14 protein-coding genes, 1 tRNA gene and 1 CRISPR repeat array are annotated in these 14,337 nt (G+C 53.9%); of the genes, 9 read left to right on the forward strand and 6 right to left on the reverse strand.

All coding sequences use genetic code 11. The annotated features are described in order from the left end of the window. Position 1: 1 nt before the first annotated feature. On the reverse strand, positions 2 to 1,114 hold the full coding sequence (gene trm10 / locus CL1_RS10420) for a tRNA (guanine(9)-/adenine(9)-N1)-methyltransferase (protein ID WP_048152304.1): 1,113 nt from the start codon (positions 1,112 to 1,114) through the stop codon (positions 2 to 4). Positions 1,115 to 1,207: 93 nt separating this feature from the next. Here trm10 and CL1_RS10425 point away from each other — a divergent pair. The 3 genes from CL1_RS10425 (at position 1,208) to CL1_RS10435 (ending at position 3,951) form a co-directional block, all read left to right on the forward strand. Next, positions 1,208 to 1,285, forward strand: a tRNA-Glu gene (locus tag CL1_RS10425). A gap of 353 nt (positions 1,286 to 1,638) precedes the next feature. Further along, the gene (gene trm5b / locus CL1_RS10430) at positions 1,639 to 2,634 is read left to right on the forward strand and encodes a tRNA (guanine(37)-N1)-methyltransferase Trm5b (protein ID WP_014789851.1); all 996 of its coding nucleotides are present in this window, start codon (positions 1,639 to 1,641) and stop codon (positions 2,632 to 2,634) included. 51 nt (positions 2,635 to 2,685) lie between these two features. Next, positions 2,686 to 3,951, forward strand: coding sequence for an ATP-binding protein (locus CL1_RS10435; RefSeq protein ID WP_014789852.1), 1,266 nt, complete (start codon positions 2,686 to 2,688; stop codon positions 3,949 to 3,951). On the opposite strand, the gene CL1_RS10440 is transcribed toward CL1_RS10435, so the two are convergent. Together CL1_RS10440 and CL1_RS10445 are read right to left on the reverse strand one after the other, a co-directional pair. Beyond that, a complete protein-coding gene (locus CL1_RS10440) occupies positions 3,952 to 5,277 on the reverse strand; it encodes a TldD/PmbA family protein (protein ID WP_014789853.1) in 1,326 nt (441 codons plus the stop codon). It lies immediately after the preceding gene. Positions 5,278 to 5,287: 10 nt separating this feature from the next. Next, positions 5,288 to 6,655: a TldD/PmbA family protein gene (locus tag CL1_RS10445; RefSeq protein WP_014789854.1), complete on the reverse strand. Its 1,368-nt coding sequence runs from the start codon at positions 6,653 to 6,655 to the stop codon at positions 5,288 to 5,290. Positions 6,656 to 6,822: 167 nt separating this feature from the next. On the opposite strand from CL1_RS10445, the gene CL1_RS10450 reads away from it, so the two are divergent. From CL1_RS10450 to CL1_RS10470, 5 genes are all read left to right on the forward strand, one after another. Further along, complete coding sequence (locus CL1_RS10450) at positions 6,823 to 7,554, forward strand: hypothetical protein (RefSeq protein WP_014789855.1); 732 nt, start codon at positions 6,823 to 6,825, stop codon at positions 7,552 to 7,554. Positions 7,555 to 7,566: 12 nt separating this feature from the next. Then, positions 7,567 to 7,794, forward strand: coding sequence for a hypothetical protein (locus CL1_RS10455; RefSeq protein ID WP_014789856.1), 228 nt, complete (start codon positions 7,567 to 7,569; stop codon positions 7,792 to 7,794). Positions 7,795 to 7,914: 120 nt separating this feature from the next. Further along, positions 7,915 to 8,259 (forward strand): cupin domain-containing protein, encoded by a 345-nt coding sequence (locus tag CL1_RS10460; RefSeq protein WP_014789857.1) that lies wholly within the window; start codon positions 7,915 to 7,917, stop codon positions 8,257 to 8,259. A 2-nt stretch (positions 8,260 to 8,261) separates the two neighbouring features. Then, positions 8,262 to 8,969 (forward strand): cysteate racemase, encoded by a 708-nt coding sequence (locus CL1_RS10465; protein ID WP_014789858.1) that lies wholly within the window; start codon positions 8,262 to 8,264, stop codon positions 8,967 to 8,969. A 285-nt stretch (positions 8,970 to 9,254) separates the two neighbouring features. Then, positions 9,255 to 10,448: a redox-regulated ATPase YchF gene (locus CL1_RS10470; protein WP_014789859.1), complete on the forward strand. Its 1,194-nt coding sequence runs from the start codon at positions 9,255 to 9,257 to the stop codon at positions 10,446 to 10,448. Positions 10,449 to 10,450: 2 nt separating this feature from the next. Here the strand turns inward: CL1_RS10470 and cyaB are convergent, their stop codons facing one another. The 3 genes from cyaB to CL1_RS10485 are packed head-to-tail and all read right to left on the reverse strand — an operon-like array spanning position 10,451 to position 11,983. After that, on the reverse strand, positions 10,451 to 10,966 hold the full coding sequence (gene cyaB / locus CL1_RS10475) for a class IV adenylate cyclase (protein WP_014789860.1): 516 nt from the start codon (positions 10,964 to 10,966) through the stop codon (positions 10,451 to 10,453). Further along, positions 10,966 to 11,448: an Lrp/AsnC family transcriptional regulator gene (locus CL1_RS10480; protein ID WP_014789861.1), complete on the reverse strand. Its 483-nt coding sequence runs from the start codon at positions 11,446 to 11,448 to the stop codon at positions 10,966 to 10,968. Before CL1_RS10480 ends, cyaB begins: the two co-directional genes overlap by 1 nt. A gap of 1 nt (position 11,449) precedes the next feature. Continuing rightward, on the reverse strand, positions 11,450 to 11,983 hold the full coding sequence (locus tag CL1_RS10485; protein WP_014789862.1) for a UbiX family flavin prenyltransferase: 534 nt from the start codon (positions 11,981 to 11,983) through the stop codon (positions 11,450 to 11,452). Positions 11,984 to 12,111: 128 nt separating this feature from the next. Here CL1_RS10485 and CL1_RS10490 point away from each other — a divergent pair, with 128 nt between their 5' ends. Further along, the gene (locus CL1_RS10490) at positions 12,112 to 12,915 is read left to right on the forward strand and encodes a DNA integrity scanning protein DisA nucleotide-binding domain protein (RefSeq protein ID WP_014789863.1); all 804 of its coding nucleotides are present in this window, start codon (positions 12,112 to 12,114) and stop codon (positions 12,913 to 12,915) included. A 474-nt stretch (positions 12,916 to 13,389) separates the two neighbouring features. Then, positions 13,390 to 14,294: direct repeats of the CRISPR family, unit length 30 nt; unit sequence GTTGCAATAAGACTCTGGGAGAATTGAAAC. Positions 14,295 to 14,337 lie beyond the last annotated feature (43 nt).

The following is a 14,337-nucleotide window of genomic DNA, read 5'->3' on the forward strand; positions in this document are numbered from 1 at the left end:
TTTAACAGTTGTAGCACAGCATCGCCGCTTTTTTGAGCAGGATCACGCGGTAGAGCCTTCCGTTTATTATCCTCGCGTTGGATATCTTGTTGAGGTGGTGTATCCTCTTCCGCTCGAGCGCTATCAGGTCTAGCTCCCTCAGAACCTTCACGAAGTCCTCCCAGCGGATTTTGAGCCACTTGGAGTACTCATCAAAGAGCTCCTTCTCAACGACCCTGTAGACCCTTCCGTCCACCATGTAGCGGGTGGCCCTCTTCGGAAGTTCTTTCCTCAGGCGCCAGCGGGCATGGAGGGGCTCCTGGAGCTCGTAAACTGCCTCGTCCATGGACTTTCCTTCCACCATCATCTTGAGGATTATGCCGAGAATGCGGTTTATCCTGTCGGGGACTCCAACGACGTCGCCCCTTAGGACTATCTTCCTCCTGCGGACCTTTACCCCTGCCCTTTCAAGCTCCTCGCCGATTTTGGGGGTGGTCTTCTTTTTGTTTCCACCTGTATCAACGATTCCCCCGATTATGAAGGCCTTGACGCCGAAATCCTTCTCACTCAAAACCTCCTCAGCCCACGGATCTAGGAGAACAACCTCGTCTATGCCGTTCTCCCTCAAAAACTCCGATGTTGGACCATCGTAGGTCGTTATCCTGTCGAGAGGGCCGTGAAACATTGATTTAAACTCATCGTTGGCCCAGGTGACGGCCAGCTCTCTCCCGGTGAAGTAGTCCCTCAGCAGGCCGTAACTCTGGCTCACTTGGAGGCATATCTTGCCCTTCTCCTTCTGGGTGTGCCTGTCCCAGTGGTAGAGGTCAATGACGAAGTACGGCCACTCGGGCAATTTTGAGCGGAGCTCATCTGGTGAGAGAACCATCTCGAACTTGTCCACCATGCAGAGGGGAGCGTAGGCGTAGTGAGAACCTTCAACGCGGTTGCCGTTCAGGTCCCACGCAACGGCGGTCTTCTCCGGAACCCGGAAGATGGCTCCCTTCCCGTTGATTATCTCCACCGCGATGTCCTGGAGCTTGTTCCGTGACTTCCTGAAGCGCTTCGAGAGGACGCCTATGCTTTCGATTCCCTTCTCTTTCAATGCCTCCCTGAGAACGTCGGCGAGCGTTTTCATTGCCATCGGTTGGGGCTCGGGCGGGGGTTTAAAAAGTTTGCCTGTTATTTCGGGACGAAAGATTTTTAAACGCTCCCCCTTCCCTAATATCGAGCCCCGGTGGTGTAGCCCGGTCAAACATGCGGGCCTTTCGAGCCCGCGCCCCGGGTTCAAATCCCGGCCGGGGCACCATAAGAAACTTTTGCCAAGCAAAAGTTTCATCAAAGTTTGTGGCTCTGTTCTATAAACCATCAAGCCAAGTGTTTTTCATACGCAATTGCCGTTCTGCAACGAAAATACCCTTCAACGCGACTTTAGTAGGGGTTTCTCTTCTTCAACACCCTCCGGGTGTTTTTCAAATCAAACTCCCGAAAAAGCATTCCTGAAGCGATTCTCCCAGCCAAATGGTGGAGGTCATAAAAAACACAGTTTACCCACCGTTTTCAAGGAGCAACAAACTTTTCATTCGGTCATCTCTACGGTTGGTGACGGAAAGTTTTTGAAGTTTACATTGTGCCCATAATAGAATCCGCATGGTGAACCCGATGCTCGCCGTTAGAGTCCCCAAGTGCGAGGCCGAAAAGACCCGGAGAAAACTAGTCGAGCTTGGCGTCCTGGCTAAAGGATACGCCGTCAAGCGGGAGGGGGAGTTCATACTCTTCCCCGTCACGGAGCCAGTGGAGGGCTTCGAGCTCGTCGAAGCTGAATTCAAGAAGCTTGAGAGAAGACCCCACAGCTACCGTGAGGTCGTTGAGGTTCCCGAGGGAATTAAACCGCTTCTCCCGAGTTCCTTTGACATAATCGGGGATATAGCGATAATCGAGCTCCCTGAGGAGCTGATGGAGTACGGCAGGGCAATCGGCGAGGCTATTCTCAAAGTCCACAGGCACATAAAGGCAGTCTTTGCCAAGGGGAGCAAAGTTGAGGGAGAATACCGCGTGAGGGAGCTTATTCATCTTGCCGGCGAGAACAGAACTGAGACACTCCACCGCGAGAACGGAATAAGGCTCAGGCTCGACGTGGCTAAAGTCTACTTCTCCCCGCGCCTCGCCACCGAGAGAATGAGGGTCTTTGAGACGGCTCAACCGGGGGAGGTTGTCTTTGACATGTTCGCCGGAGTCGGGCCGTACGCGGTACTTCTGGCTAAAAAGGCGAAGCTCGTCTTCGCCGTTGATTTGAACCCCTGGGCGATAAAGTACCTTGAAGAGAACGTACGGCTGAATAAAGCCCGAAACGTCGTTCCGATCCTCGGCGATGTGAGGAAGGTCGCGGGCAAAGTCACGGCGGACAGGGTTATAATGAACCTGCCCAAGTTCGCCGACCGCTTTCTGAGGGAGGCGATGCTGAGCGTTAAAGACGGTGGGGTAATCCACTACTACGGCTTTGGGCCAGAGGAGGACCTATACTCGGAGCATGAAGCGAAGATTAAAGCTGTTGCGCGGGAGCTCGGCTTCAAGGTGGAGTTCCTCGACGAGAGAAGAGTCCGTCCCTACGCGCCGAGACAGTTCAACATAGCGATTGACTTCAGGGTTTTGAAGTGATGTTTTGTGTGGAGAACAAGATTTTTAAAAGAAATGTTTTATACATAAAACATGATTGAGCGTGAAACGTGGGAAGAGGTCATAGCGGATTACCTTGAGCTCAGGGTTAAGTACGTTCCCAGGCAAATCGAAGTCAAACTCCCCAAAACTAGAGCTCTCGCCATCGTTGGGCCCCGAAGAGCTGGAAAGACGTACTTCCTGTTCCAGCTATGGGACGAGCTCGACGGGGAGAGAAGGAGAAGCCTCTACATCAACTTCGAGGATCCGAGGCTCGTCGGGGCAACTTCAAACGATCTCATGGAGATGCTGAGGGTTTACTACTCCCTCACCAGTGTTCCAGAGGGTGAAAAGCTCATTTTCCTTCTCGATGAGGTCCAGGCCGTTGATGGCTGGGAACGCTTCGTCCGCTACCTTCTCGACAGAGGACATAGAGTTATCTTGACGGGCTCTTCCTCAAAGCTCCTCTCGAAGGAGATAGCGACCGTTCTGCGGGGCAGGGCAATAACGCTCCATCTTTACCCGTTCTCCTTAAGAGAGCTCACCGGGCTCAATTTCGGTGGGAAGCTCCCGACCCTGGAAGTTCGGGGGAAAACCCTCGGCGTTTTGAGGGAGTGCCTTGAGTGGGGGACTTACCCGGAGGTGGTTTTACAGCCCGAATTGAGAAGGGAAATCCTCCGGGAGATTCTCGACGTTACGATTTACCGGGACGTCGTGGAGCGCTGGCGCGTTGACAACCTTAAAGCCCTCCGCTTCCTTTTCAAACTCCTCGCGAGGTCGAGCCACACCTCGGTGACAAAGCTTCACTCCACGATGAAGAGCCTTGGACTTGCTGTGGGAAAGCCAACGCTGGCGAACTACATCGAGTACCTCAACGATGCCTTAGTTCTCTTCCCGCTCAGAGCCTACGTTAAATCCGAGAAGAAGAGGGAACTGCTCGGTTTCAAGCCGTACTTCGTGGACAACGGCCTGCTCGGCGTTCTGGGGGTTAAGGACAGGGGAAGACTCCTGGAGAACCTGGTTTTCACGGAGCTCTTGAAGGGAGGCCTTGAACCAGACGAGGACCTGTTCTTCTACGTCACGAAATCGGGACATGAGGTTGACTTTGTGATCCCTGACGAGGAACTGATTCAGGTAACGTGGAAGCTTTCCCCTGATAACGAGACGAGGGAGCTTTCACCCATAATCGAGGCGTCGTCCGAGACGGGAATCGAACGGCTAACGGTGGTCACCTGGGAGAGGGGAAGAAGGATCAAAATCGGTGGAAAAACCGTTCGCGTCGTCGCCCTTGAAGAATGGGTGAAAGAAAGGGAAAAGTAGTTACTTCCCCGCTATCTTTACGTTCTCGAACTTTATGAAGGGCGTTATCATCGTGTTCATGAAGGGCATGACCGTCTGCTCCTTTGAGACTTCGCTGGCCTGCTTGAGAAGCTCGTAGACGTTTCCAGCGATGAGGAACACGCTTGAGCCAACTACTTCGCCGTCCTCGATGAGGAATGCTGGATTTGCGGTAACTGCAAAGTTTCCGTTGTCGGGGTTGCTTGAATGGGCACCCTGGAAGCCGTCCACGAAGTAGCCGCGCTCGATTTCGGCTATCATGTCCTCCAGCGAGCGCCTGCCCCTCTCTATGACAACGTTGTGGAAGCCGATGTTTATGCCGCCGCTCCTCAGGTCGCGCTTCCCGTTCCCTGTGCTCTCGGTGCCGTAGACCTTCGCCCAGTAGTTGTCCCAGACGAAGCCCCTGAAGGTTCCTTCCTCGATGAGGACGTTCTTCCTCGTCGGAACGCCCTCGCCGTCCGCTATGGTCTGTTCGATGGCCAGCTCGTGGAACGGATCGTCGTAGAGCGTTATGACGTCGCTCGCTATCCTCTCCCCGACCTTTCCCGCTAAGGGGGTGGTCTCCTTAACGAGCCTCTCACCGCTGAAGGCCGGCAGGAGGGCGTAGCTGAAGAGCCCAGCAATCGCCCAGGGGCCGAGGATAACCGGCACTTCCTCGTTCCTGCTCGCCTTGACGCTGTAGGCCCAGCCGACCTTTCTGACGGCCCTCTCGACGACGCCCTCGACGTCGAGGTTTAAATCCCTCCTCGCGTCGAAGTCGAAGATTCCGGGCGTTACAACGTCGCCCTTCCTTCCGACGAGCTCGACGAAGAAGAACGCGGCACCGCCCTCCTGGAAGACGTCAATCCCGTGGGAATTGATGATATGCCTCTCCTCCCAGCTAACACCTCCTTCGCCGCCCGCAACGACGACGTGCTCGTCCTTCTCGCGGGCGAGCTTTATTGCTTTACCGAGCATCTCCACCAGCTTGTCCGGCGAGGCCTCCTTCAGCTCGTAGTTGGGCTTTGGCCCCTCCCTGTACTTCCCGGGCTCAGGTAGGGAAACCCACCTCTCATCGGGGCTGTTGAGCTTCGCCATCTTCGCGGCCTGCTCTATTGCCTCTTTAACCCTGCTCTCCTCGTCGCTGTCCACTATGGCCAGGCCGAGGCGCTTGTCCTTGATTCCGCGGATTATCGTTACCGCACCGCTCCTGGTTGAGGCCATCGAAATCTCGTTCAGCTCGACGTTCGCGCTGACATCACGGGAGCGGTAAAGGGCGATCTCAACCTCGTCGAAAAACTTCTCGGCGTAGCGTATGAGGTTCTCCATCTCCACCACCTCACCCGAGTAGTATTCCCCCGTCGAAGCGCATGTGCGGACCGCCCGAGCTTACAAAGGCCGTCTGTCCCTTGCCGCAGAAGCCGACCTCAAGACCGAAGTCCCTGCCGACGGCTGAAATCTTCTTGAGTGCTTCGATGGCAACGCCTGTAATGGAGGTGTCCCTTATCGGCTCCGCTATCTCGCCGTTCCTTATGACGTAGCCCTCCTGGATTCCGACCTGGAAGGCGCTGTTGAGCTGGGCCTGACCGCCACGGAAGTCAACCACGTAGTAGCCGAACTTTATGTCCTCGATGAGCTCCTCGAAGGAGTAATCACCGGGCTCGAAGACGGTGTTGCGCATCCTGATTATCGGTGGGTAGCGGTAGCTCTCGGCCCTCGCGTGACCGTTGGGCTCCATGCCCCACTTGTGGGCGTACTCGCGGTTGAGCATTATCTCCTTGAGAATTCCGTTCTCGATGATGTGAATGTCCCTGACCGGGACTCCCTCGTCGTCGTACCTGTCGTTTCCGAAGCCGCCCTCAACGTAGCGCTCGCTCATCGTGACGTATTCAGGGGCAATCTGCTTGCCTATGAGGTCCTTGAAGGGTGAGTTTATCGTTAAGTCCGCCTCCGCGAGGTGTCCCAAAGCCTCGTGGGCGATGATTCCAACGACGATTGGCCCAGCAACGATCGGCCACTCGCCGCGCTTCGGGGCCACTCCTTTCAGCTGGCTGTGCATCTTCCTGAGGAGCCTCTCGGTGACCTTCTCGTTCGGCTCTATCTCGGTCATGAGCTCCCAGCCGTAGTCAACGGCTCCGATGCTGTCCCTTGCCATCGCAAGCTTTCCGTCGGCCTTTCCGGTGACGTAGGTTCCCTGGTATAGGTAGTTGTAGTCCCACTCTATGCGCGTTCCCTCGTTAGTGAGGAGAATCTTCCTCCCTCCGCCGTCCTCGTAGCGAACCTGGACGCTCTTGACGGCGCTGTCTTCCTTGAGGAGCTTTTCCAGCTCCCTCAGGTGGGCAACTTTCTCCTCGATGTCCACTTCCCTCGGCTTGACCTTCATTTTGCTCTTCACGAAGTCTTGAGCTGGCTCAATCTCGGCCAGCTGGATTTTCTCCCTCTTCGTCTGGGCCGCGGCTTTGGCCAGCTTGTAGGCCTCTTCGATTTTCTTCTCAAGGTTGTCCAGCTCGCTGGTCGAGGCGAAGCCCCAGGCACCGTCCGCGAGAACTCTAATGGCAACGCCCCTGTGGAGCTTCCCTGTAAAGCTGGTGAAGACGCCGTCCTTGAGGCCGAGGGTAGTCTTCTTCAAATCCTCGTAGCGGAGTTCGATGTACTTGGCCTTCAGGTTCTCCTCAGCCCACTTAAGGGCCCTTTCGAGTGCCTCCATGGTCACCACCGTAGATGTTTGTCCAGTTATGGTATCGAAAACTCCGTATAAAAGTCTTTTGAGCATTTCGATGGAGGTCGAAAGAGAATACAGGTTATTACCCGGTTATAGAACAGAAGCCAAACAACATCGGTTGTAGACATTTGTTCCTAACGAAAGTGTTATATATGATGAGTGAAAACAACTTAATGCAAGAACCCGTTGGGGGGTCGATGCGGAGGCGTGCATTGCTGGCCGTGTTTGTGGCCCTGCTGCTGGTTGGGGCGTACGGAGCGTACGTGGTCAGCTACCCCAAGTACCCTGAAGTTAAAGGGTGCGTCAACCCCTTCGCCATCACAAAGCCCGTTAGCAGGGTTCAGGAGAACTGGTCCAAAGCGCACATGTTCTTCAAGCTCGCAACTACACGGGACTTCTGGAAGCTCGCAAAGCCCTGGGACGTTGACTACTCCCACGTCAAGATTGCCAAGCACACCATCGAGTACAACGGGGAGAGGATAACCATGCTCGCCATGGGAATTCCACTGAAGGACAAGAAGCACGTAATAGCAATTTACGAGTTCTCAAAGCCGGTGCAGGGAGTGAAAGTTACCTCAAAAGAATTCCTAGTACACAATGAGACAATATTTGTGAGGGCCATTGGTGTAAATGGAGATATTAAACCCCTGTCAGACTGCACCCATGAATGCTCCAGTGATGCTGACTGTGGTTTTATGTGCATGCAATACTGTTGCAGGAGGAGCTATAATATACCATGCATGATTTCATGTTGTGGGGCCTGTGGATTTGCAGGAGATCCAGCACGTGTGTTTGTCTGCGTCCTTACTATCTGCCCATGGTGTTATGAGGGTTGCAACGAATGTGTGGAATATGGCTCTTGGTGTATGGATCTTGCACCTTGAGGGGGGACCCCCATGAACGACTGGTCCGGCGTGGCACTGCTCTTTATATTTTCATTTTTGGGGTACATAGTGAGTGCCAAAATCTTTAAAGACAAAACAAAGGCCAGTACTATTGCCCTTGCAACATACATTCTTGTTGCGTTGATACTGTGGAAGTTTGGCTGGAATGTTAAAATTGTTCCCATTGTGGTGGCAGGTATCGCTGTGTTGAGTTTGAATCTCCTTGGCCTAAAACTATGAAATATTTGATGATCGTAAGGAACGGCTAAGTGCGACAGTAAATGTAGGTCTGCCAAAAACAATACTAGTTCACAATTAGTAGTAGGTAACATTTTTATTCCACCTCACAAACCCACAACCATGAAGGCCGAAATCAAGAACCTCATAGACCGCGGGACTTACAGGAAGCTCCCGCTCTTTGAAGGAGAACTGCCCGAGGGAAGCTACGCCCAGATAGTTGAAGTCAAGCCGGGGCAGACCGTCGGAAAGCACTACCACCTCCACCAGTACGAGCTGTTTTACATCATGAGCGGTGAGGCCAAGCTGGGGATAGGTGAAACGGAATACACTGCAAAGCCAGGGGACATCTTTCTCGTCAAGCCGAGAACCGTCCACTGGGTTATCAATGAGAGCAACGAACCCTTCAGGCTCTTCGTGGTGAAGCTGAACTACAGGGGCGACGACTCGGTGTGGCTGGAGGAGTAACGATGGCCGAGAAGGTCATCGGAATCCTCGGGGGCATGGGGCCGCTGGCAACGGCCGAGCTCTTCAGGAGAATAGTCGAGAAGACCCCTGCAAAGCGCGACCAGGAGCACCCGAGGATAATCATCTACAACAACCCGAAGATACCTGACAGGACGGCATTCATACTGGGGAAGGGGGAGGACCCGAGGCCCGAGCTCATAGACAGTGCGCGAAAGCTCGAAAGCTGGGGCGCGGACTTCATCATAATGCCCTGCAACACCGCCCATTTCTTCGCCGAGACGATTCAGAGGGCGATAAGAATCCCGCTCGTGAGCATGGTGGAGGAGACCGCCGAGAGGATAGCCAGAATGGGTCTCAGGAAGGTCGGTCTCCTCGCGACGGACGGCACGATAAAGGGACTAGTTTACCACAGGGCACTTCTCAGGAGGGGCATTCAGGTGGCGGTTCCTAACAGGAAGGACCAGGGGCTCGTTATGAAGGCGATATACGATGGCGTCAAGGCCGGGAACGTTGAGCTGGGGAGGAAGCTCCTCCTGGACGTGGCCAGAAGGCTCGAGCGCAGGGTCGACGGGATAATAGCCGGCTGCACGGAGGTCAGCGTTGCCCTGAAGCCCGAAGACCTCAAAGTTCCTCTCATCGATCCGCTCGACGTGATAGCGGAGAGGGTAGTGAAGCTTGCCCTCGGCCTGGAGGAACTCAGAGCTCGATGACCATTCCGGAGTGGGCTTGTGGAAGCGCCCGCGGCAGATCTTCAGAAAGGCTATACCAGCCTCAATCAGGTGCTCTGACCGGTGTCGAAGAGGATTCTCTTTCCGCCCTTTTTCCACAAGGAAACTCATCCCGTGCTGTGCAAGATAGGCTTTCGTAGCCAGAATAGTCCTCGAGGAGGACGTGTATTAGCATGGGTTTTACCGGGGGAATTGGGAAAAGGGGGAGTTATAGTTTTCGGCCGAAACCCCTTAAAACCCTCCCGCGAAGTTAGCCCGGTGGTGAGTATGGAGATAGGTGTCGTTGGAAAGCCAAACGTTGGAAAGTCGACCTTTTTCTCAGCGGCTACTCTCGTTGACGTTCAGATAGCCAATTATCCCTTCACTACCATCGATGCGAACGTTGGTGTAACGTACGCGATAGCGGAGCACCCCTGCAGGGAGCTCGGCTGCCAGCCAAACCCCCAGAACTACGAGTATAAAGATGGCCTCGCGCTCATTCCGATAAAGATGATAGACGTGGCCGGCCTCGTTCCGGGGGCGCACGAGGGCCGTGGCTTGGGCAACAAGTTCCTCGACGACCTGAGGATGGCCTCCGCCCTAATCCACGTCGTTGACGCCACCGGCAAGACCGACGCCGAGGGCCAGCCCACGGAGCACCACGACCCGGTCGAGGACATAGAGTTCCTTGAGAGGGAGATAGATTACTGGATATACGGCATCCTCAGGAAGAACTGGGAGAAGTTCGCCAAGAGGATAAAGCTCCAGCACCTCAAGCTCGCCCAGGCAATAGCGGACCAGCTGACGGGAATTGGAGTTACGGAGGAGGACGCCTTCGAGGCCATCCACAAGCTCGGCCTCGACAACGACCCGACCAAGTGGAGCGATGAGGATTTGATGGCCTTCGTCCGGGAGCTGAGGAAGGTAAACAAGCCGATAATCATAGCCGCCAACAAGGCCGACGCGGCCGCCGATGCCCAGATAGAGCGCCTGATAAGGAAGGGCAGGAGCAGGGGGTACATAGTCGTGCCGACCAGCGCCGCGGCGGAGCTCACGCTGAGGAGAGCTGCAAAGGCCGGCTTCATAGACTACGTCCCCGGTTCGAGCGACTTCAAAATCCTCAGGCCAATGAGCCCCAAGCAGGAGAGGGCCCTTCAGCTGATAAAGGAGAAGGTTCTCGACCGCTTCGGCTCCACCGGCGTGCAGGAGGTCATAAACAGGGCAGTCTTTGAGCTTCTCAACCTCGTTCCTGTTTACCCGGTCGAGGACGAGCACAAGCTCACCGACGGGTTCGGCAACGTCCTGCCGCACGTCCATTTGCTGCCGAAAGGTTCAACGCCGCGCGACCTGGCCTACAAGGTGCACACCGACCTCGGGAAGACGTTCCTTTACGCGGTGAACGCGAGAACCCACAGGCGCGTTGGGGAGGACTACGAGCTGGAGTTCAACGACATCATCAAGATAGTAGCTACTGCCCGCTGACCTTACATTCTTTCCATTTTCTCGCGGATGAGTTCCTGGTAGAGCCTCGGCTCGACGTCCTCCTCGCCCAGTCCAAGCCCTCGGGCGGTCTCCCAGATTTTGCGCTTCGCTTCCTCGACGTCATCAGAGATGACCTCTATGTCGAGAAAGGCCCCAAGCCCCTCGACCTCGCTCAGCTCGAAGGTAACGTCGCCGAGACGGTAGACGAGGCGCCTCTTTTTGACCACGACGTCTTCCTTAAAGCCGAGGCGCTTCAGTATCTCAAGGGTCGTTTCGAAGCTGCTCACCTCGACCTCAAGCTCGTCGAACTCCTCGTTCCTGCCCGGGTCAGCTATGCGCTTATAGGTCAGAAAAGAACGGTTTAGATTGCCTATCCTCCTCACCCTCAGGAGCTCGGGAAGGGGGGCGGAAAGGTAAACGTCCTCCTGTATCTCCTCCCTGACGAACGCCGCTCCGATGGATTCTATTGCCCTTCTGGCGGAGCTGAAGTCAACGCGGAACTTGACCTCTACCTCCATCAGACGTCCACCAGGAAGCCCACGATGCCGTTGCCCTTGGTGATATCGGTTATCGGCAGAACCTCAACCCGCTTGAGAGTGGGGAGAACCTTGATGGTCTCATCAACGAAGCGGTTGAGCTTTTCCTGAGATTCCTCACCTATAAGCGCGATAACACCATCTCTGCCACTTCTCGCAACGGCCAAAACGTTCGGAAGGAGGGACAGGGTCTTCATTATGTGAAGTATGTATCTCTCGAGGAAGTCCTCGATTATGGGCGTCTCGGCCTGTATGTACACCACGGCCAGGGCTTTCGGCTGGAGATCCTTTCCAAGGACTATTGTGTACCGGTCAATTATTCCCTTCTCCTGGAGCTTTTTGATCCTGAAGTGTATCGTGGATTCAGGGCGGTTAAGTCTCTCCGCTATCTCCGAGATGGTGAGTCGGGCATCTTCCTTTAGAATGCGGAGGATTGCCCTGTCAAGGTCATCGAGCTGGACCATGCTAACTCCTCCACCGGGGGTATACGTTGTTCTCGATACCAAGAAGATCTAAGATTTTTCCAATTATAAAGTTTACCATATCGTCCAAAGTTTTGGGCTTCGTGTAAAATCCTGGGGAAGCTGGCATAATTATCCCGCCAGCTTGAGTAACTTTCATCATGTTTTGGAGATGTATCAAGTTGAGAGGCGTCTCCCTGATGAGAAGGATAAGCCTTCTCCTCTCCTTGAGGGCAACGTCCGCGACCCTAGCGATGAGGTTGTCCGCATAGCCGTTCGCTATGGCCGACAGCGTTTTCATTGAGCAGGGAGCTATAACCACCGCGTCGAAGGGGTGAGAACCGGAAGCTATGGGGGCGAAGAGATCGTCCTCTTGATAGTCGGGCTTGAAATCGATGCCCGTCTCGTGCTTCAGCACCGCCAGGCCAGTCTTCGATGCGACTGTGACGACCTCGTGGTCCATCTCCCTTAGGATTTCAACGAGCCTTAGACCATAGATAGACCCGCTGGCCCCGGTTATTGCCACCACAACTTTCATTCCTCACACCACCCGAACTACGCCCGGCCAGTTTTAACGTTTTCTGGGCACCACGTCACTGACGTTTCCTGCCAGAATGAAAGGTAAGTTTTTATATCGCGTGAAGTACACAATAGTGGCTGATGGGTATGGAACAGAAGATTCCCGATGTGCTACTGAGAAGCGCAGTTCATATCGTCAAGGAACTGGGAGGCAAGGCCCTCGTCGTTCTTGAAGAAATAGAGCCTGAGAAGCTCCTTGACGCCAACGTCACGATAGTCATAGTCGGCTCCTCCTTCGACGTCGAGGACGAGAGGGTGAAGAGGGTCTCGATACCGCAGAACCTGGATCTAAACAACATTCTAAACCTGATATCGGCCTTCCTCATAGAGCACGACATTCTCGGGGAAGGAGACTCCTTCGTCTACGTGACCAGTGGAATCATAGGGATAAAGACCGTCAAGAAGAGCATCTCGGCGATGAAGGGCTTCTTCGCCCAGAACCAGAACGTTCTTCAGAGGCTCCTTGAAATAGCCATCGAGCTGAGCGTTGAGGGTAGGGAAGGAACCCCCGTCGGGACGATATTCGTCATCGGAGATACCAGGAGGGTCCTCAGGCACTCACACCAGCTGATTCCCAACCCCTTCAAAGGCCATAAGGTGAACGTCCTCGACAGGAACAGCAAGGAGATAATAAAGGAGTTCGCCCAGCTCGACGGTGCGTTCCTCGTCAGGGAGGACGGCAGGATAGTGGCAGCCGGGAGGTATCTGGAGATAGAGCCGAAGGTCATCGACCTGATGCTCCCGCCTGGACTTGGAAGCAGGCACATCGCGGCGGCCGGAATAACCAAGCTGACAAAGGCAATGGCCATAAGCCTCTCCGAGAGCGGGACGATAAGGATATTCAAGAACGGTCTCATGCTCCTCGAGTACAACCCGAGAATAAGGTACTGATCGGGTGTCATCACGTTTTTCTGCCCCATTTTAAGCACTCCGCCTTTAATCACAGTTTTCTGCCGAAACAAAGTTCTCAGCGGCCTTAGGAAACCGATTTTAGCATCTTTCAGACTGTAACTTTCTGTTGCATTCTAGTCAGCACTTGGTAACGAATTTTCTTCGAAGTTCTGAACAGGGGAAGGACGCTGTCGGGATACACTCCTTCCGTGCACAAACCGGTTCATTTTTGTCTTCCTGCCCTGCGAGAGAGTTTCCGGCGTTTTGAAACGCTGTGAACTAATGGGAGATCCCGTGAAGGTTTCTGTTCATTGGGAAGAAAACGGCCGGGGAGCGGTGTTTTGGTCCAAACGTGTTCACAAGCCCCTTGAATTCAGAACGTTTGAGGCCCCTTTTTCCGGTGGTTTTCAGAAAGGCTTAAATATTCGAGACTGCATAGGCTTTTACTGGGCGAACGGGCGGAATTCCCGCCCTGTTGCAATAAGACTCTGGGAGAATTGAAACGCGGGCACTTCATCACCCGACCGCACCCAATCACCCATGTTGCAATAAGACTCTGGGAGAATTGAAACCACAGGGTATAAAGTCCGTGCTGATGGCGTGAACGTGGTTGCAATAAGACTCTGGGAGAATTGAAACGGGGCGGGTGCTTGTATTCTCTATCATCATACGTAGGTGTTGCAATAAGACTCTGGGAGAATTGAAACGAAATACTGAAAAGCTTTAACTGCCCTGCTTTTCTGCGTTGCAATAAGACTCTGGGAGAATTGAAACGGGTAAGAGGGCTGAGGACAGATATAAGCGGCTGGTCTGAGGTTGCAATAAGACTCTGGGAGAATTGAAACCAATAAGGAGAAAGCTAGAGCGTAAGATAGAGGAGAGTTGCAATAAGACTCTGGGAGAATTGAAACAAGTGGGCGTGGGGTGGAACGTAGGGCGTCCGTGGGCGGTTGCAATAAGACTCTGGGAGAATTGAAACTAGAGTTAGAGAACGGGTCGGCGGAAATCTACGTTGTTGCAATAAGACTCTGGGAGAATTGAAACTTCAAGGCGTGTGTTGGCGTGGAGCCGGTCTTCGGCGAGTTGCAATAAGACTCTGGGAGAATTGAAACCATGCATCAGCAGCCACACCTATCAGATATTTCAGCTGTTGCAATAAGACTCTGGGAGAATTGAAACTGCCCAAAGTGGCTAGATTAGCCGAGGCGGCTAATTGTTGCAATAAGACTCTGGGAGAATTGAAACACAAAGGCAACAGGGATATATGGAACATGCACCCCCGTTGCAATAAGACTCTGGGAGAATTGAAACTAGGGTGGGAATTGTAATCGACCCGAGTAGGGGGAGAAGTTGCAATAAGACTCTGGGAGAATTGAAACGTGATATGGCGAAGCCTCTTTACTGTTGCAATAAGACTCTGGG

Origin of the sequence: Thermococcus cleftensis, assembly GCF_000265525.1 — an archaeon.
GTDB lineage: Archaea > Methanobacteriota_B > Thermococci > Thermococcales > Thermococcaceae > Thermococcus > Thermococcus cleftensis.